Origin of the sequence: Marinobacter metalliresistant (assembly GCF_038098645.1) — a bacterium.
In the GTDB taxonomy this organism is placed as follows: Bacteria; Pseudomonadota; Gammaproteobacteria; order Pseudomonadales; family Oleiphilaceae; genus Marinobacter; species Marinobacter metalliresistant.
Genome location: NZ_CP101118.1, coordinates 811,279 through 836,769 on the forward strand (window position 1 = coordinate 811,279; position 25,491 = coordinate 836,769).

Below are 25,491 nucleotides of genomic sequence, written 5' to 3' on the forward strand. Positions count from 1 at the left end.
TCAGCAACTCAATTGTGTGAACATGGGGTCTGACCCCGTGGGGTCAGACCCCTCCTTCATGGTTCGGAGTTCGTCGTCTGAAAATGGGGTCTGACCCCTTGGGGTCAGACCCCTACTTCATAACTCGGAGTTCGCGGTCTGAACTTGGGGTCTGACCCCACGGGGTCAGACCCCTTTTTCACTCCCTCAGGGCCGCTCGTCGATCGGCACCCACTTTGCATCCGCCGGGCCGGTGTAATCGGCGCTTGGGCGGATAATGCGGTTGTTTTCGCGTTGCTCTTTCACGTGGGCGGTCCAGCCGGAGACGCGGGACATCACGAAGATCGGGGTGAAGAGTTCGGTCGGGATGCCCATGAAGTGATAGGCCGAGGCGTGGTAGAAATCCGCGTTGCAGAACAGCTTCTTCTCTCGCCACATGACGGCTTCGCAGCGCTCGGACACCGGGTACAGCACGGTATCCCCCACTTCGTCTGCCAGCTTTTTGGACCACTGTTTGATAATGGCGTTGCGCGGATCGGAATCCTTGTAGATCGCGTGGCCGAAGCCCATGATCTTTTCCTTGCGCTCGAGCATGCCCATCAGGCCTTCTTCGGCTTCGTCCGGGGTTTTGAACTTCTGGATCAGCGCCATGGCGGCTTCGTTGGCACCACCGTGCAGCGGGCCTCGCAGGGTGCCGATGGCGCCGGTTACGCAGCTGTGGATGTCCGACAGCGTGGAGGCGCACACACGAGCAGTAAAGGTAGAGGCGTTGAATTCGTGCTCGGCGTAGAGGATCAGCGACACGTTCATCACGCGCTCGTGCAGCTCGCTGGGCTTCTTGCCGTGGAGCAGTTCCAGGAAGTGCCCGCCGATGGAATCGACATCGCTGTCGGTTTCAATGCGCACGCCTTCGTGGGCGAAGCGGTACCAGTAAGTAATGATCGACGGGAAGATCGCCAGCATTCGGTCGATTTTGTCGTCCTGCTCGCTGAAATCCTGTTCGGTTTCCAGGATACCCAGCATGGAACAACCGGTACGCATCACGTCCATCGGGTGCGCATCCTTGGGAATCTGCTCGAGCACGGTTTTCAGGGCAGCCGGCAGGCCCCGCAGGCTCTGGAGCTTTGTCTTGTAGGCAGCCAGCTCCTGGCGGTTCGGTAGTTTGCCACGCAGCAGCAGGTAGGCGATTTCCTCGAACTGGGCCTTTTCTGCCAGATCGGCGATGTCATAGCCGCGGTAAGTCAGGCCTGCGCCGCTCTTGCCGACGGTACACAGTGCGGTTTCACCAGCTACCTGGCCCCGAAGGCCGGCGCCGCTCAGTTTTTTTGCTTCAGCCATTGTTGTCTCCCCTCTATTATCAGGGGGCTGACCCAATCGGGTCTGACCCCATTTTCAGTCTTAAAAACGGGGTCAGAAGAAAGCGTTCTTCTGACCCCAATTTCAGCTCTAACATGGGGTCATGAAGGTGGGGTCAGATGAAAATTTCATCTGACCCCGTTTTCATCTGACCCCGTTTTCAGTCTTAACCCTTGCTCTGCTGGAACAGCTGGTCCAGCTTCTGTTCGAAATCGTGGTAGTTCAGGAAATCATACAGTTCCATCCGGGTCTGCATCAGGTCAACCACGTCTTTCTGGTCGCCCTTTTCCAGGATGTTCTGATACACCGTCAGGGCGGCCTTGTTCATGGCGCGGAAGGCGCTGAGCGGGTAAAGCACCATGTCAGCGCCGGCATTGGCCAGCTCTTTGCGATTATACAGCGGCGTGGCGCCGAATTCGGTGATGTTGGCCAGGATGGGCGCATCCAGGGCTTCGGAGAACGCTTTGTAGTGTTCAAGCTCGGTGACCGCTTCAGCGAAGATGCCGTCCGCACCGGCTTCGATGCAGGCTTTGGCACGCTCGATGGCGGCTTCCAGGCCTTCTTTCTGGAAGGCATCGGTACGGGCCATGATGAAGAAGTCTTTGTCTTCACGGGCATCGACCGCGGCTTTGATACGGTCTACCATTTCTTCCTGGGAGACGATTTCCTTGTTCGGGCGGTGACCGCAACGTTTCTGGGCGACCTGGTCTTCAATATGGACCGCTGCTGCGCCGGCACGTTCCATTTCACGGATGGTGCGGCCGATATTGAAAGCGCCACCCCAGCCGGTGTCGATGTCGACCAGCAACGGAACGTCGGTGGCTGCGGTGATGCGGCGAACGTCTTCAACCACATCGTTCATGGAGGTCATGCCCAGATCCGGCAGGCCGTAGGAGGCGTTGGCCACACCACCACCGGACAGGTAGATCGCCTGGTGACCGACTTTCTCGGCCATCATGGCGGCGTAGGCGTTGATGGTTCCCACGATCTGCAGGGGCTGGTTTGCTTTCAGGGCCTTGCGGAAACGGGCGCCTGGGCTGAGTTTTTTGGACATGGTGTTGGCCTCTCTTGGTTGTTTGTGAACTTGGGGTCAGACCCCTTTTTAGCCTGCTGATTTGGTGCGTGAAGTTGGGGTCTGACCCCGCGGGGTCAGACCCCTTTTTCAAACTCGGAGTTAGACCCTTCTTCACACTTCGAGTCAGACCCCTTTTTCAGATTGTCAGTTCGCCTTCCTGGATTTTTTTCTCGATGTTCAGGCGGGCGGCGTTGATGTGTCTTTTCATCAGAAATTCGGCGAGCTCACCGTCTCGCTGCGCAATCGCTTCGACGATACGGCGGTGTTCACCCAGCGCCCGATGGGGGCGACCGGTGGAGGTGCTTAACCGGTAACGGTACATCCGCACCATGTAGTAAAGATCACCCAGTAGCATCTGGGCCAGTTTGGTGTTGCGGCTGCCGGTGGCAACCCTGTGGTGAAAGTCGTAATCGCCTTCAGCCTGATAATAGGCCTGCCCCTGAGCTTCCTCAATCATCTGTTCGTGGGTGTCGAGGGTGCGCTGAAGGTCCGCAATTTCCTGGTCGGTCATGCGCTCGGCGGCCTGGCGTGCTGCCAGGCCCTCCATCACTTCCCGGATCCGGTAAAGTTCCATCAGTTCCGAAGCGCTCACCGAAACCACCTTTACTCCGGCGTGCGGGCGGCGCACCAGTAGTCCACGGGATTCGAGTCGGCCAAGGGCTTCCCTCAAGGGGCCACGGGTAAGATTGAATCGGGAGCAGAGTTCAACTTCGCCGATTTTCTCGCCGGGGATGAGATCGCCTTTCACAATAGCCGTTTGCAGACAATCAAAGGCTTCATCAGCGCGAGTGTAGGTTTGAATAATGGCTTCAGACATACTTTGTTAACAATATTGACCGTAGTTATCCAAAAACTACGCCTGAAACGAAGTATTGTCAACAATCCTTTGAGCTAAGACTGATTACTTGTTGACAAATGCAAGCTCATTTACCCAGTAACTCCCCCACCGCTCTCAGATTGCTGACGTGGTCACACAGGGTTTTGATGATCATCAGCACCACAAACAGGAAGCACCCGCCTGGGCCCAGGAGATGAAATACAGAGCCCCGTCGCTCTTTCTGTTTTTTTCCTGTTTTTCCATGGCTATGCCCTCTATTGCTCAGGCGGCGGCGTGTACTGATACGGCCAGGTGTCTGTCAGCACCTGGCCGTCCGGCTTCAATGGTTTCTGCCTAGCAAAGTGATGCGCCGGCCCCAGAAACTGTCTGGCGGAGCCTGCCAGGCAAGCTGGTGCAGTTCCGCCAGCGACTGCCTGTCTCGGAATAACTGGCTGAGTTCGCTTCGCGACAATGAGGCGGGGCCGTCGCTGCCACAGCGCGCCACCAGGGGCGCCAGCAGCTCCGCCCTTCTGGCGAGGCGGACCTTGCGGGCAAGCGCCTGATGGAGCCGGTTAAGCCGGGGCCGTACCACCGCAGCTTCCACCGCCGTTAACACTGATCCTCTACCGCCGTTGCGCCTGGCTGCACGGGCGTCTTCCAACACCTTAACGGGCACTCGTTCTTCCGGTATCAGCAGCATGCCCCAGGTTCGCAGCGCCTGACCTGCGCCCACCCGGCTCAGCAACACAGACGTGGGAGCTGCCAGTACCAGTGGAATAGCAACCGGCAATGACCAGAGGAAGAAGATGGGGTCCAGGCTCCAGGCAAAGGCGGACCAGCCTGCCGCGACCAACATTCCGGGAAGCTGGGTAACAAAGGCGTCCCGCCAGGAGGTCTCCTGTGTGCGGTTCTGTCCAGCCCAGCTCAGCGAAAGGTTCAACAGGGCGCCAATAACATAGCGGCTGTGAGCCATCATTCTTATAGGCGCGAGCAGGACCGAAACCACGATTTCAGCCAGCACACTGATAAACAGCCTCAAAACCCCGCCAAACTGCCTGGCAGTACCGTGAATAACCGCGTCCAGAATGGCCAGGAATTTCGGGATAAACAGCAGGGAAAGGGTGCTTAACGCAAGGCCGAGCGCCCATTCCGGTCGCCATTCCGGCCAGAGCGGGAACAAACCCTGATGCCCCTCCGGGAAGTAGTCGATTCTGGCGACTGTCATCTGTACGGCTTCCACGGTGGTCAGAATCAGGAACGCCAGCCAGAGGGGCGAAGCCAGATAGGCCATGACCCCGTTCAACAGAGCCATCCTGTGGGCCAGTCGAAGCCGGCGCCCGAACAGCAGAATCCACAAATGCTGGAGATTTCCCCGGGACCAGCGGTTGTCACGGGATAGTTCGTCCGACAGCGTTGGCGGAGACTCCTCGAAACTGTTGCCAAGGCCCGGCTCCAGCCAGACTTCGTAACCGGCCCTGCCCATGTAGGCCGCCTCCACAAAGTCGTGGCTCATGATGGGCCCCCGGAACAGGCCGAACCCACGCAGTTTGCGCAGGCCACAATGATCCATAAAGGATTTGATCCGGATAATGGCGTTGTGTCCCCAGAAAGCGGCGTCGCCCATCTGAATGGCGGCAAGACCAGTGGCAAACAGGGTGGAATAGAGGCGGTTGGAAAACTGCTGCACCCTGGCAAACAGTGACTCGCCGTTGATAATGGAGGGGGCGGTCTGCAGTATGCCAACCTTCGGCTCACGTTCCATCAGTTGCACCATGCGCACGATGGTGTCTGCGCTGAGCAGGCTGTCGGCATCAAGGACCACCATGTAACGATAGCGGCGGCCCCAGCGGCGCAGAAAATCCGCCACATTACCGCTCTTGAAGTTCAGGTTCACCCGGCGCCGGCGGTAAAACAGCCGCCCCTCTGCCCCAAGCTCCCGGCACAGCTGATACCAGGTGGCCTGCTCCTCAAGCCAGACATTCGGGTCGCGGCTGTCCGAGAGAATATGAAATTCGAACTGGTCCAGATGGCCGGAGCGTTCAAGGTCCTGATACACCGCCTTGAGCCCGCTGAGAGTCCAGTGCACGGGCTCGTGATAGACCGGCATGATAATGGCCGTTCGGGCCAACGGTGTCGCTTCCAGCTCCTTCCCGGCATGTCGCTTCAGCAGGCTGTGGCGATCACCACCCATCAGTCTGAGCAGAAAACCAAATACGGCCGTCCAGAAGCCAACGGCAATCCACATGTACAGCAGCGCAAACAGCACCAACAGCCCCAACTCGACCATGGTGCCCCCGTGGTAAGGTAAAACCCAGAGCAGAAAATAGCAGGCTGTAAGGGTTTGCCCCACCACGAAAATGGTCAGCAGCAGTCGCCTGAACGTAGCGACTCTTCGCCAACCACCGGAACGTCTCCGAGCCAGTGTGGCTTCCCTGTTGGCTATATCAGTCATAGCCGATGTGCCCGCGCTTCAGTGGTGGGCTGGCGTCCGGAATGCTCTCATGGGGACGCTCGAAATAACCGGGAATGCTGTCGATACACCGGGCGGGCAGGTCCGGCCCGGCGCCCTGAGCCATCGACATTTCCAGGAGGCGAAGGGCTTGCCTGCAGGCGTCTGTTGTCAATTCAACGCCATCGTCATCCAGGTAGGTAAGTACCCTTTCCAACGCTTGCTGACACAAGATCTCGGGCATGATCAGGGCTCCCTCCCTTCATGATCTGTTCTGAGTGGCCCTGGAAGCCTCGAACAACAGATAGGTCCAGACTTCCGTCAGGGGCTTGTCATCCAGCAGTAACTGGCCGCGAAGAACCGTATCCTTTCCTTTACCAGGCCGCACCAGCATGGACAGACGCCAGCTCTTGTCCGCCTCAATGAATTCGACATAATGCTCAATAATTTCAAAGCCTTCGCCACCGCCCCCTGCACTGACGTTGCTGATCACCGCCGCGTCCGGTTTGAGTTCTTCCAGTGGTCCGCCGGCAAAATCAACAATGATTCGGTAAGCATTCTCTGCGTCGCCGCCTCCGGTGCGGCTACCATCCCCCACGAACGTTTTCACCACCCGTCCGGTATCCTGACCAGCCACGTCACTGCTACCAAAGCTGAGCGTATAGGCAAATTGGTGGTGAGCGCCGGCACTCGCGTCTTCCCCCGGTTTCCAGAAAGCGACGATGTTGTCGTTGGTTTCAGAATTCGTGGGGATCTCTACCAGTACCACTTCCCCATTGGACCAGCCTGGCCGGGGTGATACCCAGGCGCTGGGACGCAGGTCGTAACGGGCTTCTGCGTCCTCAAACTGGTGGAAGGCCGTATCTCTCTGGATCAGTCCAAAGCCGCCCAGGCGATTCACCTGCAGGTAACTGAGGCGCAGGCGGGAGGGATTGATCAGGGGACGCCACAACCACTCGCCACTGCCCTCGTCGTGAATCAACACGCCGTCTGAGTCGTGAACCTGTGGCCGCCACTCCCCAACCGGACGCGCGGTATTTTCGCCGTAATAGAACATGGAAGTGAGTGGCGCAAGGCCCGGCTGTTCCACTGCATTCCGGAAAAAAAGTTCGGCCGTGACGTCAATCCGGGTAGTGGGCCCGGGTTGTATATCAAAGCTGTAGGCGCCGGACACGCTTGGGCCATTCAGCAACCCGTATACCCGCATACGATCACTGCCGCCGCCGGGCCGCTCAAGCCAGAATTCAACGAATGAGGGAAACTCTTCGCCGGAGGGCAAGCCCGTGTTCACAGCAATGCCTCTGGCGGAGAGCCCGAACCGGTTACCCGCCCCGACTCCCCGGAAGTAACTTGCTCCGGCAAAAACCAGGAACTGGTTCTGCTCCGTTCCGTCGCCCAGAGGATAGGTAAGCTTGAAACCGGCGTGACCGAGATTGGCGGGTATTCGTTTGGCAAGGTCACTGTCGGGAAAGCTGTAGGCAGACTTGTCAAAAGGGATGGGCTCTACACCATCCGCGTCAATTTCGTTCAGTTGCACGGTGTGAGTGTAGAAATTGCCGGGTGGCACCATCATGACCTGAAAACGGGAACGACCTTCACGCCAGAGACTCGCCTCGGGATTGAACCGAATGGCCTGATAGTTCTGGTAATCCAGATCTCTGAGAAATCCCGGCACCTCGGGTGGCGGCTCATACTTGGCGTTGGCCAGGGCCCTGGCCTTGTCGACTACCTCCTCAAACTTAAAAGCCTGAGCGGTTCCGGTATAGAGAGAGCACTGCAACAAAAGCAGCGTGAGCAATCTTGTCCCTGAGCGCATGGTTCTCCAACCTCGATCACATCCCTTAGATGTACTAATGTAGCACCTGCGATCGAAACTTACTCAAGTGACAACTTCTTAAGACTCGGGGTCAGATCCCCATGGACAGCGAGATCCGCACGTCCGGATAATCGGGCATTGTCAGGGCCATGGTGGAGGCGCGGATCATCCGGCCCACGCTGACGTTGGCGGTAAAGGCCCGGCCCTGCATCTTCACCGAGACCTGACCGGCACTGGCGTTACCGTGGCGGGCTGTCTGGACCCCGTAATCGGGAACCCAGCCCTGCAACACGGCAAAGTTCACAGTGGACAATACGCCATCCACGAATGGCACGGGCCACGCGGGGCTGGCGGTATCGATTCGCAGCCAGCCGCCCCTGAACACAGAAACGGTCTGGCCATTGAATCCGGTGAGCATGGACGGGCCGGCGACCGTCAGGTATTCCGACGACGGGAGATCTTCATCCGCAAACTGATACCGTCCGTTCACCCGCCAGTTCCACTGGAACAGCTCCTGCTCAACAGAAGCGGACACGGCGATCTTGTAGAACTCCTTTTCATCTGCCATGTCATCATGCGACGGATAATCGGTTGCGAGGAATTCGCGGCCACTCAATGCCAGAATTCGGGTGTTGGCAACCAGGCCGGCTGCCAGTTCATGACCTCCGCTTGCCTCCAGGCCAATGGACGAAACCTGGTAACGCGATTCTGATACCAGGCTGTCTTGCTCAAAGAATACGCTGTCTCGCCCCCGATGCCGGGCGATGCCATCAAAGGCCATGCCAAACCGGGAGAACAGCGGTCTGCTCGCCCCCAGACCGAGCACACGGGATTTACTGCTGGCGTTAAAGCGGCTGCCAGCATTGCTGGCAGCGTACTCGTAACGAGAGCTCCCCGCCTCAATCCGCAACTGATTCGCCCCTGCCGGGAAGCGATAGCGGAATGACGCGGCACTGGAATCGGTCTCGTTCCTATAGGATCGGGCATCACGGTAGTCGAATCCAATGGCATCACTCTGACCGAGCAGTCTGTCTGCGGCCACGCCCACAGAGCCATCGATGCCATCACTGTTCAGTTCCGTCTTGCCGGAAAACTTCAGCCGGGACCTCAACCAGTGTTCGCGCTCCTCCCGGAACGCGTCCACACTGCCGGCTAAATTGCTCGAATAGGGTTGCCAGCCGTTGCGGAGCCACGAGCCGCCGTCTTCGGCGTAGAGAGGCTGACTGACTACGCACCACAACAGTGCGGTTAAAAGTGGCGATTTCAATGTAATAAGGTCCTGCCAGATAGCGCCGGCCACAGCACGAAAGGAAAGCCGCTTAATCTAAATAACTTTTCATGCGGGGAATGTATTGTACCCGGGACGATAAATCCAGTTGCTGTTGCCAAAAATTACAAACTAAATATTCCAATAATACAGTATCTTACTGACGTATTTGCAAGTTTTTTCTATGCAAATCAATGCACAACCCCGAAGGTGACCGGGTGCCCTTTTTTACCAAACTTTACATTTCAGTACCGGGGCCTCCATTTAGGCCAACAACTTGGTTACACTTGGCACACTTAATGAGTCCCTTTCACGGACGACCGACTGGCAACAGGCGGTGACCCAAGCGAATATAAGGACAAGCGTTATGATCAAGAAGTGTCTGTTCCCTGTTGCCGGCTACGGCACCCGCTTTCTTCCGGCAACCAAGGCCATGCCCAAGGAGATCCTCCCGGTGGTGAACAAGCCGCTGGTGCAATACGGCGTCGAAGAAGCTGCGGAAGCGGGCATCCACGAGTTCGGCTTTGTAACCGGCCGGGGTAAACGGGCGATTGAAGATCATTTCGATATCAGCTATGAGCTTGAGCACCAGATTGCCGGTTCCGGTAAGGAAGACCTGCTGACCTCAATCCGTGACCTGATTGATCACAACACCTTCGCCTTTACCCGTCAGAATGAAATGAAGGGCCTGGGCCACGCGATCCTCACCGGCCGTAATCTGGTGGGCGACAGCCCGTTTGCGGTGGTTCTGGCAGACGACTTCTGCATCGGCCCCGAAGGGGAAGACGGTGTTCTGGCGCAGATGGTGAAGCTTTACAACCAGTTCCGTTGCTCTATCGTTGCCATTGAAGAGGTACCTGCGGACGAAACCCACAAATACGGTGTGATTGCCGGCGAATCCATGAAGGATGGGCTTTACCGGATCACCGACATGGTTGAGAAGCCGGCTCCGGACGACGCGCCCAGCAACCTGGCCATTATCGGCCGGTACATTCTGACACCGGACATTTTCGACATTATCGAGCAAACACCGGCTGGCAAGAACGGCGAAGTACAGATTACCGACGCTCTGCTGGAGCAGGCCAAAAACGGTTGTGTACTGGCCTATCAGTTCAAGGGCCGCCGTTTTGACTGCGGCAGTATCGACGGCTTTGTGGAAGCCACCAACTACGTGTACGAGAACATTTACAAGAAAGGTAAGTAAAAGCTCCGGGCCGGATCAGCGGCCCAGGATCTGAAGAATCATTCGCCGGTTTTCCGCGGTTGTCCTGCGGAACCGGCGAAGCAGTTCCACCTCTTCCGCTGTCAGTTGCACCCGCTCAAGCTCTTCCTCCAGCTCATTCAGCGACAACAGCAGATCATCGCTTTTATCGAGGGCAATCCCAGGCAGTTCAAGTTGCCCGTCGTATCCAGGCTTCTCTGGCTCCCAGTGCTGAATGGATTGCAAGTGCTGCATGGCCATGTACCTCGTCATTCAAACCAGGACCCAGCCCCGGTAAATGCCCTGCGAAGTGAATCAATCCGGAAATGTAACGCACAAACCGCTTGGCGCACAATCTGCCTGTACCGGATATGGCACTGCCAGCGCCGGGCACTGCCAAAGCGGTCGTGAAACTCAACGGCCCGGGAATGTGACCCGCTGCTCAATCCGGGCAGATTCTGTTACATAAACCGGCCAGAATTTTGGCGTGCACCGCAAAGCCCGTTATGTTTAGGGGCACAGGAACAAAACAACAAAGAGACCTGATGCATGGCCCGAAAGGCGTTGCTGCTTCTGACACTGGTGTCCACCAGCGTGGTCGGGATGGGGTATATCCTGTCTGACGAGAATCGCTCTGCGTTTCGATGGTTGACCACCCTGGCCACCGGAGCGTCCTCCGCGCCTGCGGGGAAAGCCGCCTCCACCGCCCCTGCCGTTTTACCCTCCATTGACCAGGCGCCGGAGCCACCCTCAGACAACGCCCTTGGCTTTATGCTGGCCGGTATTGCCGAGCAGTACGAACAGTCTACTCGCTACCCTGCCTGGTCCGTCCCGCTCAGCAAAGCACAGGCGAAGGCCTACCAGGGCAATCGCTACGAGCCGGTCAGCCTTCCGCTGGAGGGTGAAGGGCAATTTACCGTCACGCTTGAGAAATACCGGTTCACCCGGGGCGAGACGATTCTTGTCGCCGCCGCCATCCAGAGCGCCCAGGTTGTTGGCCGCTCGCTCACGGCAACTCTTGAAAAGCCGGACAGCCGGGAGGCTGTTGCCAGTGCCACCCTGGAGCAAGCCGGTTCGGCGGGCTATTTCGAGGGGACGCTGGAGGCAAGCGAGGAGGAGCCCGGAGAATACCGCCTGATCGTAGAGGCACGCCTGGACGGGCGGCCCGTTCGTCACGCATCACCGCTTACCATCGAGCCTTATCTCGGCGATTTCGGGGGGCTCGGTGAGCCCCACGTGAGTAACAACAATCTGATCATTCCGGTTAGGTTCTCGCCCGAAGAGCCTGGCTTCTACGCGCTCTCTGCCCAGCTGTATTCCGGTCAGCGGCCTGTTGCCCAGTTGCAGATGGAGCAGCGGCTGGACGGCACATCGGACACCATCAACCTCAAAGCCCACGGCACCGTGTTGGCCAACGAGACTGAGACCGGTCAGCTCCAGCTGCGCCACATCCAGATACGCCAGCTGCCCGCCGGGCCCGGCGACCGGACCAACTATGCGTTTGGGCCCGAGAAAGGCTACGTATTCACACCCCCGGATCTCGACAACCTGACCGATACGCCGGCGGTAAATCCCGAATCGGAACAACGGGCGGCGCTGCTCCGGCAGCTTGCCGACAAGTTCTGATGACAGGGCCCCGGCCCTGCACCGGCTGACCCCGGGTTGTACCGCCGAAACCGGCGGAGAAGCGTCTTTTCACAACAACAACTCAGCAAAGACGGAGCTAGCATGACAACAACAAAGATCGGAAGTGCCTGCAAAGCGGCCCTGGCGGTCGCCATCACCGGCAGCCTGTTTGCCGGCACCGCCCAGGCCCGGTTGGCCGGGCACAATGTAATCCTGGTGCACGGCTTCCAGCAGGAAGACCTGGCCAACCCGCCGGCAAACCTCCAGGACGTCAAAAATGCCGGCGAGGACTACTGGCGAACCTTCTGGCTGTCCCGTGCCGAAGCCCGTATAGACTGGGGCAGCAACGGGCGCATTGAGGGTGGCATTGCCCAGCAGGCCTATGAGCAAATGCGACAGATCAGCCAACAGGGCCTGTGTAATGACTATTGTGTCATCGTCTCTCACTCCACCGGCGATCTGGTTACCCGCTACCTGCTGGAAAACCAGGCCCGCTGGCTTCAGTCCGAAGGCCTGCAACCCCTGAAAATCCTGGCAGCCCTGGACTATTCAGGCGCCGGAGGTGGTACCGAACTGGCGAACCTCGCCATGAGTCTTGCCTATAACAACAGCTGGTACAACTGGCCCCTGCGGGCAGCTGTGGAGGCGTTCACCGGCATTGAACCTGAACCGGGCAAACTGGGTGTGGTGAACGATCTGCAAACCAACACGGCCCGCAACCTGGCCGTGGGCCCGAATTCGATTCCGCGGTTGCGTTTTGTGGCGGGTGGTTCCTCCTACGGTGGCATCACCAAGCCATTTATCGCCGGAACCGACGACGGAGTGGTGCCTACACATTCGGCCTGCGGTGCCACCACGGCGGAAGGGATCGATTCCTGCTCTTCGAGCCTCAGCCTCGCTGGTAAAGTCACCAGCCAGAATGGTCCTGATGGGCTGTACTACAACCACTACCCGGTGTTGATGAACGAGGGCGTCACCCACAGCGGTGTGCTCGGGTCCGAGACCGGGAACATTTCGGTGCCGGTGGTGAACAACACCACGCTGAATGGCCTGCGGGTGGATTTCGCCAGCCGTACCTACAATCAACGGGCCTGGTGGCAATGGTGGGGGTCCGGTGACCGGTATATTGAGGTTCCGGGTTCAGACCAGACCGACATGTCCAACCTTGTGTACAGCACCCTCAACAACTAAAGCCACTGAAACAGCGGTTCAATCAGGAACACTGCGGCTCAGGGACGAGCCTTTTCGGTCTCGGTAGTTTTCCCATCTTTTCTTTTTAGTTCGCAAACTATACATTGGTGCGCTTCCCACTGACTCTCCGGTTGCCGGCAAAGCGATTACCCGATGTCTGACGCGCACAAATCCGATCTGTTACTGGTTGTTGTTACCCTGTTTGCCGCCATCAGCTGGATGTTTTCCAAAGAAGCGGTTCTGCTGATGCCTCCGCTGATGTTTATGGCAGCCAGATTCCTGATTGCCGGCGGGATACTCGCTTTCTTTGCCCGCCGCTCCCTGATGGCCCTCAGTCTGGATCAGATCCGCCGCAGTATCGGTGTGGGCCTGGTGTTCGGCACGGCCATGACCTTCTGGGTGATGGGTCTGTTTCATGGCACCAGCCTGGGTGAAGGCGCGTTTCTGACCAGCCTGGGCGTTGTTATTGTGCCCATCATTGCCCGGCTGGTATTTCAGGAAGCGCAGCCACCAAGCACCTGGCTGGCAATACCCATCGCCGTTGGCGGTCTTGCCCTACTCTCGCTGAAAAACGGTTTTCGGCCGGAAGCAGGCCAGATCTTCTTCGTGATGGCGGCAACCATCTTCGCCCTGTATTTCACCCTCAACACCCGGGCTGCCAACCGGAGAACAGTGGTGAACCGGCTTGGCGAAACCGTGGAAAAGCACCGGGTGCCCGCCCTGCCCCTGACCGCCCTGGCACTGCTCACAGTCGGCCTGCTGACCCTCGTAGAATCCATGATTCTTGAGCAGTGGCAGCCCACCCTGAGCGAGCCGGACCCTCTGCTGATCTGGTGGGTTATGGCCAGCGCGGTGATAGGTACCGCCGGACGTTTCCTGATCCAGACCTACGCCCAGAGCCTGTCCGCAAACAGCCATGGTGTCGTTATTCTTGTTCTGGAGCCGGTATGGGTGGCATTGTTCGCTGCAGGCTGGTTCGATGAGACCATGACCCGTATCCAACTCGGTGGATGCGGCCTGATCTTCGCGGCACTTATCGTGAACCGGTGGGCGGTGCTGAGCAAAGCCATCAAGGAAAAGCTGCGGAGCCGGAAAACCACATAAAAGTGGTTGACCAGCATCGGAGGAATCAGTATATTTCGTCCCCGTTGCAGGACACAGGACCATAGCTCAGTTGGTTAGAGCGCTACCTTGACATGGTAGAGGTCCCCAGTTCAAATCTGGGTGGTCCTACCACTTTTCAATAAGTTACGTGGCTCCTGCAGCTCTTCTATGCAAATCTCCTCAATACCGACCTAATGCAGTATCAGCCTTAGCTGCTGTTTTTCTTGATCTCTGATACCCATGCTTTCCTGTACAGCAAGCGGCGTCGGCCCCATTTAGAATGGGTGAATTACCGTTGCAACGGACCAGCACTGCGGCTATAAGTGTTAGAGTCATTCCATGGATCCAATGCTTCAATACTAAGGAGTGGACCGGGCATTTTGCAGGAAGCACCTCCCATCAAGTTTGTCGTCTGATTATTCCCTGTGCCGGTGCTCTGAAGGCTGAGCGAGGGACACTGCTATGTTTCAACGCATCGTTGTGCCGCTGGACGGCTCCTGTCTGGCTGAATGGGCGCTGCCTCATGCCATCAATCTGGCCAAGGCTCTCGACATAAAACTCGCGTTAATTCGCGTCCTGCAGCAGGAAAATGACAGTCACTATCACTACCCTGCCGACCCCGTGGCCTGGGATGCATTGCAGGCAGAAGCCACCGCGTATCTCGACTCAGTGGTTTCAAGACTGGGCGCTCTGGGGCTTGAGATCGAGACAGCCACACTGGAAGGCGAGCCGGTCGATCAAATCATCAATTTTGCCAGGGAAGACGGTCAGACCCTGCTGGTAATGACCAGCCATGGCTTTGGTGGCATCAGCCACTACATGCTCGGCAGTGTGGCCCACAAGTCGATCCTTCAGGCCCACGTGTCGTTTCTTTTGGTACGTGCATTGAGCGATCAGTGTAACCCCCTGCAGGAGTCCCACTACAACCGGATGACCGTCCCGCTCGATGGCAGCAGCCGATCCGAGTGCGTGCTGCCCCTGGTTGAAATGCTCTCTCGCCATAATGAGAGCACTGTTGATCTGGTTTCCTTCGTACCCTCGCTTGGCCATCGCTATCAGATTGCCAGGGACGACCCACGGCTCGATACGGTCAGGGCGCTGGAATCCGAATTCAGGGCGCGCATCAAGGATAACCTGTCACACATCGCAGAACGCCTGAAAAATGAGGGGCTTCACGTTCAGTCGAGAGTTGACGTTCGGGATTCCCCCATAGCGGCTCTCTGGGAAATAACCCGCAAGGGTCAGTCCGACCTGGTGGTCATGGCCGCCCATGGGAACACCTGCGTCAGCCATTGGCCACTGGGCGCCCTGCCCCTCAATGCGCTGGTCTATGGTGAAACACCCTTGCTGGTGCTTCAGGATCTCGAACCCGATGAAATCGAACTCACCTTTGCCGAAAAGTCCGCGCGTGAAGCCTGGGGGCACTGATGGCCCTACACAACGAAAAAAGCCGGCGGCCGGATGGCAGCGCCGATGCCGGGGAGACGCTGAGCGATGAGCCAGGTGCTCAGCAGAGCCCGTGGACAGCCATCGGGCCGGGCACACGCCAGGCTCACCGGACACTGGGCGAGACACTGAGTCGCTATGCCCACCGGCTGGACCGAATCCATCTGGAACTCTATACCCTGAGAAGCGATCTCTCCGCCGCCGCGCCCTGGATCGACTGGTATATCGACAACGAATACCTGATACGCCGGGTTCTGCGCATGTTACGGCGGGACCTGTCGGCCGACTTTGTTGCCCATCTGCCCATACTTGTGTCCGGGCCATTGGCAGGCCCGACCCGCGTTCAGGAAATGGCACGCGTGGCACTGGAGCGCTCGGAGCAACGGTTTGACGATAACGTCCTCGAGGCGATGGTACTGGAACAAAAAGATACCGCACCCCTGAACACAGCCGAACTCTGGGCGCTGCCGCTGCTTCTGCGTTACCAGGCCCTGATGCTGGTCATGGAGACGGTTCAGCAGCGATCAATTGACCTGGCCTCCCGTGACTCACACCGGGGCATGGTCGATGTTGAAAGCCGTGACGTGGTGGCCGATGGCATCCTCACCCTGCATCGGCTTGGGCGCACCAACTGGCAAGGATTTTTCGAACGCACGTCCCAGGTCGAGGCCTTGCTCAGGCAGGACCCGGCAGGGGCCTACGGGCGCATGGATTTCAGCACCCGGAACCGCTACCGTACCCGGATTGAACAGCTGGCCCGACGCAGCAAAACAGATGAACTTGCAGTTGCACGATGCGTGCTGAGCCTCGCCCGGGACGCCCGCGAGGTAGCCCGGGCATCCACGCCCGCATCCGGTCACATCGGCTACTTCCTGCTCGGTGAAGGGTACCGGATACTGGAGCGGCAGATCGATGTCCGTCCGGACCGGGTAGGCCAATTAAAGCGCTGGCTGGCTCGTCATCGCCAACCGCTCTATTTCGGCTGCTTGTCACTGACAGCGCTTATACTGTTTGCCATCCCCACTGCCTACGCGTTCATCCAGGGCGGTCTTTGGCAGGCGCTACCGGTCACCCTGGTGGTGGCGGTACCCGCGTTGGTGCTGGCATCGATTCTGGTGAACTGGCTAGCCACTCTGACCGTGCCAGCAAGGGTTCTGCCCAAGCTCGACTTCACCGACGGCATTGATGCTGATCACAAGGCGGTCGTATGCATGGCCCTGCTCATCGGCGGGAGAGAGGACATTCAGGGCGCCATTGACCAGCTTGAGCGTCATTATCTTGCCAATCCCGACAACCAGCTGCGTTTTGGCTTGCTCACCGGCCTGTTCGACGCCGCCGAAGAAACCACACCGCGGGACAAGGGGCTGCTGGCCCGGTTGCGAGCAGGCATCGCGTCGTTGAACGAACATTACAACGATGATGGCCACGCCCCGTTTTTCTGGATGCACCGGTCCCGAAGCCTCAACCCGCAAGACGCCATCTGGATGGAGTGGGAGCGTAAGCGCGGCAAGCTCAAGGAGTTTAATCACTACATACTGACCGGTGAGCGCGGCTCTTTCACCGACATGGCTGGTGATGTCAAGTGGCTGCGACAGGCGCGTTACGTCATTACCCTGGACGCCGATACCTTGCTGCCTGTAGACGGGGCGCGGCGCCTGGTTGGCACCATCGCCCATCCACTGAACCAGCCGGTATGGGATGAAGAAACCGGCGTAATCCGCTCCGGTTACAGCATTCTGCAGCCCCGTATTGAAATCAATCCCATGACCGCTACCCGAAATATTTTCACCCGAATCTTTTCCGGTGACCGGGGCCTGGACCTTTACACCCTGGCCGTTTCGGATGCCTATCAGGACCTGTTTGGCGAAGGCATTTTCACAGGCAAGGGTCTCTACCACGTAGCCGCGTTCGAGGCCAGCCTGCGCAATGCGGTACCGGAAGGCACGGTACTCAGCCACGATCTTTTCGAAGGCATTCACGGGCGCACCGCACTGGTCAGCGACATTGTCATGTACGAGGAATACCCACCCGAATACCTGTCCTTCGGCCGGCGACTGCATCGGTGGATACGCGGGGACTGGCAGCTGGTGCCCTGGCTTTGGCCAACCGTTCCCACGGAAACCGGAGAGCGCAGACCCAACCGACTGTCCGGGTTACACCGGTGGCAGCTGGTTCACAATCTGCTGCGCAGTCTTCAGGCGCCCTGGCTTTTGTTGCTGCTGCTACTGGGCTGGTTTGCGCTTCCCGGCTCACCGCTTCACTGGACGGCTCTGGCCATGCTCACCCTGCTGGTTCCAAGTCTGACGGGCATTGTTGGGCTGGCCCATGCCACCGTCCGCAGGCGGCGGGCAGCGCAACAGATTCAGAACCTGAAGGGGGATCTGAAGCGATGGCTGCTCGTTGTCGCCTTTCTGCCCCAGGAAGCCGCTCTCACCCTGGATGCCGTGATTCGCTCCTTGTACCGCAGCCGCGTCAGTCACCGGCGCCTGCTGGAATGGGCACCGGCAGCTTTGGAGGCCGGGCGTACCGGCACGTCCACGCAATGGAAATATTGGCGTGCCATGTGGGCAGGGCCGGTCAGCGCGCTGGTCATCACACCGCTGCTGGCCGCCAGCACGCCCATGACGCTGATCTACGCCATCCCCATTCTGCTGCTCTGGCTGGTGTCACCACAGATAGCCTTCCTGGCTCGCCGGGACCGAAAGCCACCAGTGGAAAAAATCCGTGCCGAAGACCGAACGCACCTGAGAAGACTGGCGCGCCGCACGTGGTATTTTTTTGAACGGTTTGTCGGACCGGAAGATCATTGGCTACCCCCTGACCACTTCCAGGAAGAGCCCAAGGGTGTGGTCGCTCACCGCACCTCACCCACCAACATCGGCTTGCTGCTGGTCAGCAACCTGACCGCCTATGACATGGGTTATGTGGATGCGCAAGAACTGGTCATCCGCTCACGCAACACGCTGCGTTCCATGGAAAACTTGCCAAGCTTCCGGGGCCATATCCATAACTGGTGCGACACCCATCACCTCACAACCCTGCCGCCAGCGTATGTGTCGACCGTGGATAGCGGCAACCTCCTCGGTTCTTTGCTGGCGCTGAAGCAGGGGCTGACGGGACTTGAGGACGATCCTGTCTGGCGCTTTAACCAGTTTGAGGGGCTGCTCGATGCGATCGGCGTGCTTGAGGACTCGCTCCGGGACCACCCGGGAACAGCCCCAAGGCGACACCTTGCCAGGGCGCTGGCCAATGGTATCAACTTAAGGAAAAACCACAGCGCCGGCAAGCCAGGTTCCTGCCACATCGAGCCAGCATGAAGTTGGCCAACTGACAGAAACACCCCTTTATTGCCGTGTTGAGGGGACACGGAGGTGCGGATTGGAGAAGAATTGCAGGTCAAGGCGACCTTTGAGGCGAGCGAAAGCCGACCAGCGCCAAACGCAGTCTTTGAGTCGGATTCAATACGCTCGTGACCGGAGCCTTCGGGTTCAGCGAGTGCGCTTGTAGCCTTCGCACCCGCGGGTTGCTTTTCGTCGGCGCTGGCGCGGAAAACTTCGCCCGGGCCGGATGGCGGTCAGGCTGTTACGGATCAGGGTCAACAGGCACTCCATGGCGTGGGCGCATGGCTCGACCAGGAGCGTCACCAGGGTGTTTTTCAGGCGCGACACGCCCTGAGTGAAGTTCGCCTTCCAACCCCTTTTGCGGTGTCGGGTTTGTTGCTCAATCCGGGGCTGCTGCAGTACCTGCATCAGCATGGCCAGGTTTTTCAACAGCAGCTTGGCGTGGAAGTCCTGAAGCGCCGCGGTCGCGGTGCGACCGCTGAAGTTGTCCAGGGTCAGGGTCTGCTTGAGCCGCCGGTAATCGGTTTCGATCCCCCAACGGCGGTGGTAGAGCCCCGCAAATTCGGTGGCCGGGAAGGCCTGGGTATCCAGCAGTGACGTGGCCAGCACTTCCACCTCACCGCCTGGCAGGAGCACCCGGATCAGGCGCAGGGTGACCTCGGTATCCGGATCGACGCCGGCCTGCTCGCAGACTTTTCGGGACAGCCAGCCCTTGCAGGCGAAACAGAGGGTCTGTTCGCTGTTGCCGGAAGCCACGAAGTCCCTCACGGCCGGGTTGTGCTTGAGAGTCAGGCGCATGAGGAAATGCTGGTTCCGCTGCAACAGGGCGGCAAAGAGCCAATGAGCAGGGTAGCCCCGGTCAAACACCAGGAGGCTGTTGTCCGGCGCATACTCCAGGTGCATGGCGGCACAGCCCCGCTCATCCACATCCGGAGTAATCAGCAGACCATGCAGGGTCTGTTGGTCGCACAGATCATAGAGCATGGACAGCCGCGCCACGGGCAGCTCACTGTGACTGCCGAAGAAGTTTTCCAGGGGCTGCTCCAGCGGCAGGTGTACACCGGAGCCGTCCACGCCCAGCAGCCGCAGCCCGCACCATGTGCTGCGCAGGCCCAGTTCATCCAGCTGGTTTTGAAGCACATCGTTCAGCGCCACCAGAGCGGAGGGCTTGAGCTTGCGGCGGGCTTTGCTGAAAGCCTGCGCGGTGACGACCTGTTTTTCGAAAGGCGTGTTGTTGAGCACACGGAAAAATTGATCCAGCTCGGTCTGAAGCGCACTGCCAGGCTGGTTAAGCAGAAAAAGGATCAGATTACGGAAGGTGAGATAGCGTTTTCGGGTGAAATCGCACGCATTTTGGCGATGAGTAGCAATGAATTCCGGGCTATCCAGCAAACTGGTTAATTTATGTACAATTTTTAAGCAGGATCTCGCTGGTGGGGTCAACCGTTGGATTGGATTTATGGCTCAATTCAGTGACTCCTGAGTTGGTTTGTGGACCCTAATTATATGATATTTTTAGTGAAATGTCTTAAGTTGATGGCATTGGGGCGCTGGCGGATATTCGCAAACGGGTAATGGATGTCCGCCTCGCGCCCCGGCAATGGCCCGGTTTGATTGAGACACTGGCAAACCGTCTGGTCAAGGGCCTGGACCCGGCGGTGCAGGAAGTTTTGCTCGAAACCCCATCGCTGCCACCGGAGGTTTTGGCCGACATGGGGCTTTGGCTGGAGCGGTCACACCATCACCTCGAACGCATGTTTCAGAGCCGTGATCAGTTTCTGCCCTGGTGGTCGGCACCGGACACCTGGCCAACCATCGACAAGGGTGAACTGACGCCCGAGCAATATGGGGCCTGGCTGTCACTGGAGCAGTCACTCCTGCAACCCCCGACCTTCCACGAGCTGACCACGCTGGAGTCACGGCTTCAGCCTTTGATTGAGCAGCTCACGGCCCCCAGCCGGGACGGAGCATTGACCACCAGTCTGCAACGTTGGCTACAACCTCTTGCAGGCAACATCAATCAAGCAGCCGAGGCCGCCAGTTCCCTGCTTGTGACGGCCCAGCAGCTGGCCGATACCTGTGAGGGCTGGTTCGATAATACCGATATGGCCTTCCTCTACGACCGGGAAAAAAAAGTGTTCCGCATTGGCTACAACGTGGACCTGGGCAAACTGGACGACAACGCCTACGATCTTCTTGCCTCGGAAGCCCGTCTGGCCAGTTTTCTGGCCATCGCCAAAGGCGATGTTTCCGCCCACCACTGGGTCCACCTTGGGCGCCCGCTGACCCGTGAACAAGGGCAGCCATTGTTGCTGTCCTGGAGCGGTACGATGTTTGAGTACCTGATGCCCCAGTTGCTGATGCGAGAGCCGGCAACAACACTGCTCGGTCTGAGTGCCCGGGGTGCCATTGACCACCAGATCCGCTACGCCACAAGCCGGGGCCTGCCCTGGGGCATCTCCGAATCGGGCTACTACCTGCTGGACGGTGCCCAGAACTACGCCTACCACGCTTTCGGTGTGCCGGAACTGTCGCTTCGAAGCAACAAGGGAATCGAGGATTGGGTCATCGCGCCCTACGCAACCTTTCTGGCCCTGTTCTGGCGACCAAAAGCCGCCTTCGACAATCTCCGGCACCTGGAGAAACTGGGCATGCTGGGGCGTTATGGCTTCTTCGAAGCGCTGGATTACACCGAACGCCGGATGGATGTGGGCAGCTCATACAGCATCGTGCGCAGCTACATGGCCCACCATCATGGCATGTCGCTGATCAGTCTGGGTATTTCCCTGAGCCCGCAACACGCGATATCGCGATTTTCGCGGGACCCGCGGGTGGAGGCCTGTGAACTCTTTCTGCAGGAGCGGATCGATCTGGATGCAGACATCGAATACCCGACCCACAGCGAGGAAGAAGACAGCGTCAGAGGCACTCAGGAAGCCCCTTCCATCACGCCCTGGGAAATTCCCCTGGACAGCCCGACACCACGGGTTCATCTGCTGTCTAATGGCCGGCTGAACGTCCTGGCGTCGAGCTGGGGTGGCGGTGGCACCAACTGGAAGTCGGACGCCATAACCCGCTGGCGGCCGGACAGCACCCTTGAGCGATGGGGAAACTGGCTCTATGTTCAGGATCTCGGCAGCCGCGATATCTGGTCTATTCCACGAGCGCCGGCGAAAGGCCAGGGCCTCCGGGAGCATGTGCGTTTCCATAGTCATTGCGCCGAGTACCAGCGCCACGACCAAAGCCTGATACAAACGCTCGAAATAACGGTGTCACCCTGGCACGACGTTGAATTACGACGCGTCACGATCACCAATCACGGCGATCAGTCGCGACACCTGAGATTCACCAGTTACGCCGAAATTGTGTTGGCCGACCCCCGTGCCGATAGCCAGCATCCGGCCTTCGGCAACCTTTTCGTTCATTCAGAGTACGTGTCTGCCCGTTCACTGCTGCTGTTTGAGCGTCGCACCAGGGACCCGGACGACCAGGCACCGGTGGTGGGTGAGGTCATCATGGGCCTGTCTGGTGTTCTGACACCCGATGCCATGGAAACGGACCGGGCTGCCTTCCTCGGTCGCGGCGGTTCCATCGCTCATCCGCGGGCACTGGAAACAGGCGAGGTTCTTTCCGGCTCGCTGGGATACACCCTTGATCCGGTTGCCGTCTTGCAGAAAACCATCCACATCGAACCCGGAACGTCCATCCAGCTCGCCTTTCTGCGCATCGTCGGAGACAGCCGCGACGATGTGCTGGCTACCGCCACACGATTTGCTTACTGGCCGCGCGTTCAGCGAACCTTCGATGAGGGCCAGGCCCAGGCCAGCCGGGAGCTCTGGCGCAGCAAGCTCAGCAGCGACGAATTCCGTGCCCTGACCGCCGTAACGTCCGCGCTGCTGTATAACCAACCGAAACTTCGGGCGCCGGTACCGATACTGGCGGCAAATCGACTTCAGCAGGCCAACCTTTGGGGTGTGGGCATCTCCGGCGATTTCCCCATTGTGCTGGTGCGCATCGGTCGTGAGGCGGATCTCGAAACCGCCCACCTGCTGCTGAAAATCCACTCGTTCTGGCGCAAACGCAACTTCAAGGTTGACCTGATCCTGCTGAACACCGGGGACACTGGTTACGAGGGCACCACGCAAGATACCGTCCGGCGGTTGCTGGCCCAGCACAATGCCGAGCCCTTTGTCGGCAGCCGTGGCGGCGTTTACCCACTCACTGCCGATGCGCTGGGCAAGGAAGAAGTGGTTCTGTTACAAACCGCCGCAAACGTGGTGCTGGATGCCACGACCGCGTCGCTATCCCAAGCGCTCGGTACGCTGGAGCACGGTGAGTCTCCTCTGCCAAGATTACGGGTACGACCGCTCAATGCCCTGCCACCGATCAGCTCGCCGTCACTCCCGCCCCTGCCACCTCTGCGTTTCGATAACGGCCATGGCGGCTTCACGCCCGATGGCCGGGAATACGTAATCACGGTCAGTCATCGCTCGCCGACACCAGCACCCTGGATCAACGTGCTTGCTAACCCGACCTTCGGCTCGATCCTATCGGAATCCGGCGGCGGCTTCAGCTGGTACCAGAACAGCGGCGAAAACCGTCTGACGCCTTGGCGCAACGACCCTACTCTGGATGAGCCGGGGGAATGCCTCTACCTGCGGGATGAGGAGACCGGCGCCTTGTGGGCACCGACCTCCAACCCGGTGCCCCATGAGTCCACTTACCGAGTCAGCCATGGCGCCGGTTACACCCGCTTTGAACATATCCGCCATGACATCGAGAGTCGGATGACCGTCTTTGTACCGCCCGACGACTCACTCAAGATCGTCCAGGTAACCCTTCGCAACCGCTCGGACCGGCAGCGGCGCCTGACGCTGACTTACTACGCTGAATGGGTTCTGGGCACCCGCCGGGAAGATACCAGTCAGTATATCCAGCCGGCTTTCCTTGCCGAGCAGCGCGCGCTGATCGCAGCCAACCCCTATAACCCCGACTGGCCCGAGCAAATCGCCTTTCTCGCCACCGACACTCCCGTCCACGGCTACACCACCGACCGCAGCGAATTCCTGGATCGCCAGCGCGGTCTTGAGAAGCCGGCCGCTTTAAAGCGGGTGGGTTTGACCAACCGCGTTGAACCGGGACGCGACCCCTGTGCCGCGCTTCAGGTGCATGTGGATCTGCTGGCATCCGGCGAGCAGACTGTGACCTTCTTCCTTGGCGCCGAAAACAGTTTCGATGCCGCCCTGGCGCTGCTCAACCAGTACCAGCAGCCTGACGCCGTCGCCAACGCATGGGAAGCCACCAACCAATACTGGGAGCAGGCACTGGGCGCGCAGACATTATCCTGCCCGGACGACGGTGTTGCTTTCATTTTCAATCGTTGGCTGCTCTACCAGACCCTGGCCTGCCGTATCCACGGTCGCAGTGGCCTCTACCAGTCCAGCGGCGCGTTCGGTTTCCGCGATCAACTGCAGGACTCCATGGCCATGCTGCATGCCCGGCCGGATGTCTGCCGTGCCCAGATTCTTGCCGCCGCCGCCCGCCAATTCCCCGAAGGCGATGTTCTGCATTGGTGGCATCCACCTCACGCCCGGGGAGTCCGCACACGGATTTCCGATGACCTGGTCTGGCTGCCCCTGGTGGTCAGCGAATACCTGGAGACCACCGGTGACACCGGGCTACTGGACGAACCCGTGCCCTGGCTTGTGGGGGATCCGCTGGCCGACAACGAGGCGGAACGGTATGCGCAGTTTGAATCTTCAACGGCCACCAGTTCGTTGTACGACCACTGCTTGCGGGTACTGGAGCGTGCTAACCGCCTGGGCCCCCATGGGCTGCCCCTGATTGGCGGCGGGGACTGGAATGACGGCATGAATCGTGTCGGCCTGGGTGGGCGCGGCGAAAGTGTCTGGATGGGCTGGTTCCTGATTCAGGCCCTTCAGCGCTTCGCGCAGGTCTGTACTGGACGGGGCGACCAGGCCACGGCGGACAATCTCAGCGCCCGGGCAGCCGGTCTGGCCGACGCCCTTCATCAGCAGGCCTGGGACGGAGACTGGTATCGGCGGGCTTACTACGACGACCAGACTCCGATGGGTTCCGCGGGGCAGAAGGCATGCGAGATTGATTCCATTCCCCAGTCCTGGGCGGTTTTATCCGGCGTTGCCGAACCCGACCGTACCCGAAGCGCCATGACAGCAGTCTGGGAGCGACTGGTCAGGACGGATCCGGGCCAGGTGCTTCTGTTTACGCCACCGTTCACCGGCCGGGGTCAGGGCCAGCCTGACCCCGGCTATATCGCCGCCTATCCACCGGGTGTGCGTGAAAATGGCGGTCAATATACCCATGCGGCCTGTTGGGTCGGGCTGGCATTCGCGGCCCTGGGCGATGCCGAGCGCGCCAGCGCTGTGCTGGACTGCCTGAACCCGGTCAGACACGGGGATTCCGCGGAGCGGATCGCGCACTATCAGGTGGAACCCTACGTGCTGGCCGCCGACATCTACGGCGAGCCTCCCCATGTCGGGCGCGGTGGCTGGACCTGGTACACCGGCTCCGCCGGCTGGCTCTACCGTTTTATTCTCGAAGGTATTCTCGGAATCCGGCGCGTGGGCAATAACCTGCGGGTGTCGCCATGCCTGCCGCCACACTGGCCGGGATACACCCTGGACTACCGCTTCGGCAAGAGCGTCTACCACATCACGGTACAACGCCGCACCGAATCAACGTCCGACATCGACGGACCCAGCTGCATCGCACTTCAGGATGATGGGGCCGAGCATGCAGTCGTGATTGATGTATGACGCGTGGTGGGAACCAGACTTATATT

16 protein-coding genes and 1 tRNA gene are annotated in these 25,491 nt (G+C 59.1%); 8 read left to right on the forward strand and 9 right to left on the reverse strand.

All coding sequences use genetic code 11. The features are described from left to right. Positions 1–186: 186 nt before the first annotated feature. The 7 genes from prpC to NLK58_RS03800 all read right to left on the reverse strand — a co-directional run bounded on the left by prpC (position 187) and on the right by NLK58_RS03800 (position 8,759). Positions 187–1,317 (reverse strand): 2-methylcitrate synthase, encoded by a 1,131-nt coding sequence (gene prpC, locus NLK58_RS03770; RefSeq protein WP_341582098.1) that lies wholly within the window; start codon positions 1,315–1,317, stop codon positions 187–189. Between the two features lie 184 nt (positions 1,318–1,501). Next, complete coding sequence (gene prpB / locus NLK58_RS03775; RefSeq protein ID WP_341582099.1) at positions 1,502–2,389, reverse strand: methylisocitrate lyase; 888 nt, start codon at positions 2,387–2,389, stop codon at positions 1,502–1,504. 157 nt (positions 2,390–2,546) lie between these two features. Beyond that, positions 2,547–3,227 carry a GntR family transcriptional regulator gene (locus NLK58_RS03780; protein ID WP_117617340.1) on the reverse strand — a complete coding sequence of 227 codons (681 nt, stop codon included), beginning with the start codon at positions 3,225–3,227 and terminating at the stop codon, positions 2,547–2,549. 340 nt (positions 3,228–3,567) lie between these two features. Then, positions 3,568–5,679: a glucans biosynthesis glucosyltransferase MdoH gene (gene mdoH, locus NLK58_RS03785; protein ID WP_341582100.1), complete on the reverse strand. Its 2,112-nt coding sequence runs from the start codon at positions 5,677–5,679 to the stop codon at positions 3,568–3,570. Next, a complete protein-coding gene (locus NLK58_RS03790) occupies positions 5,672–5,920 on the reverse strand; it encodes a hypothetical protein (RefSeq protein WP_117617342.1) in 249 nt (82 codons plus the stop codon). Before NLK58_RS03790 ends, mdoH begins: the two co-directional genes overlap by 8 nt. Before the next feature lie 18 nt (positions 5,921–5,938). Continuing rightward, the gene (locus tag NLK58_RS03795) at positions 5,939–7,492 is read right to left on the reverse strand and encodes a glucan biosynthesis protein G (protein ID WP_341582101.1); all 1,554 of its coding nucleotides are present in this window, start codon (positions 7,490–7,492) and stop codon (positions 5,939–5,941) included. 91 nt (positions 7,493–7,583) lie between these two features. After that, positions 7,584–8,759 carry a ShlB/FhaC/HecB family hemolysin secretion/activation protein gene (locus tag NLK58_RS03800; RefSeq protein WP_117617344.1) on the reverse strand — a complete coding sequence of 392 codons (1,176 nt, stop codon included), beginning with the start codon at positions 8,757–8,759 and terminating at the stop codon, positions 7,584–7,586. 367 nt (positions 8,760–9,126) lie between these two features. On the opposite strand from NLK58_RS03800, the gene galU reads away from it, so the two are divergent. Continuing rightward, a complete protein-coding gene (gene galU, locus NLK58_RS03805; RefSeq protein WP_117617345.1) occupies positions 9,127–9,963 on the forward strand; it encodes a UTP--glucose-1-phosphate uridylyltransferase GalU in 837 nt (278 codons plus the stop codon). Between the two features lie 15 nt (positions 9,964–9,978). Here galU and NLK58_RS03810 read toward each other — a convergent pair whose 3' ends face one another. Continuing rightward, positions 9,979–10,233, reverse strand: a complete 255-nt coding sequence (locus NLK58_RS03810; RefSeq protein WP_341582102.1) for a hypothetical protein — start codon at positions 10,231–10,233, stop codon at positions 9,979–9,981. 276 nt (positions 10,234–10,509) lie between these two features. On the opposite strand from NLK58_RS03810, the gene NLK58_RS03815 reads away from it, so the two are divergent. The 6 genes from NLK58_RS03815 to NLK58_RS03840 all read left to right on the forward strand — a co-directional run bounded on the left by NLK58_RS03815 (position 10,510) and on the right by NLK58_RS03840 (position 18,644). Next, positions 10,510–11,586 (forward strand): hypothetical protein, encoded by a 1,077-nt coding sequence (locus NLK58_RS03815; protein ID WP_341582103.1) that lies wholly within the window; start codon positions 10,510–10,512, stop codon positions 11,584–11,586. A 102-nt stretch (positions 11,587–11,688) separates the two neighbouring features. Next, the gene (locus NLK58_RS03820) at positions 11,689–12,777 is read left to right on the forward strand and encodes a hypothetical protein (protein WP_117617348.1); all 1,089 of its coding nucleotides are present in this window, start codon (positions 11,689–11,691) and stop codon (positions 12,775–12,777) included. 153 nt (positions 12,778–12,930) lie between these two features. Continuing rightward, complete coding sequence (locus tag NLK58_RS03825) at positions 12,931–13,881, forward strand: DMT family transporter (protein WP_117617349.1); 951 nt, start codon at positions 12,931–12,933, stop codon at positions 13,879–13,881. Positions 13,882–13,936: 55 nt separating this feature from the next. Continuing rightward, a tRNA-Val gene (locus NLK58_RS03830) sits at positions 13,937–14,013 on the forward strand. A 330-nt stretch (positions 14,014–14,343) separates the two neighbouring features. Continuing rightward, on the forward strand, positions 14,344–15,309 hold the full coding sequence (locus NLK58_RS03835; protein WP_117617350.1) for a universal stress protein: 966 nt from the start codon (positions 14,344–14,346) through the stop codon (positions 15,307–15,309). Next, positions 15,309–18,644, forward strand: a complete 3,336-nt coding sequence (locus NLK58_RS03840) for a glycosyltransferase family 2 protein (RefSeq protein ID WP_341582104.1) — start codon at positions 15,309–15,311, stop codon at positions 18,642–18,644. The genes NLK58_RS03835 and NLK58_RS03840 overlap by 1 nt, the downstream gene beginning before the upstream one ends. Positions 18,645–18,815: 171 nt before the next feature. Here the strand turns inward: NLK58_RS03840 and NLK58_RS03845 are convergent, their stop codons facing one another. Next, positions 18,816–20,111, reverse strand: a complete 1,296-nt coding sequence (locus tag NLK58_RS03845; protein ID WP_341581325.1) for an IS4 family transposase — start codon at positions 20,109–20,111, stop codon at positions 18,816–18,818. A 131-nt stretch (positions 20,112–20,242) separates the two neighbouring features. On the opposite strand from NLK58_RS03845, the gene NLK58_RS03850 reads away from it, so the two are divergent. After that, a complete protein-coding gene (locus tag NLK58_RS03850) occupies positions 20,243–25,465 on the forward strand; it encodes a GH36-type glycosyl hydrolase domain-containing protein (protein WP_341582105.1) in 5,223 nt (1,740 codons plus the stop codon). The last annotated feature ends 26 nt before the right edge of the window (positions 25,466–25,491 follow it).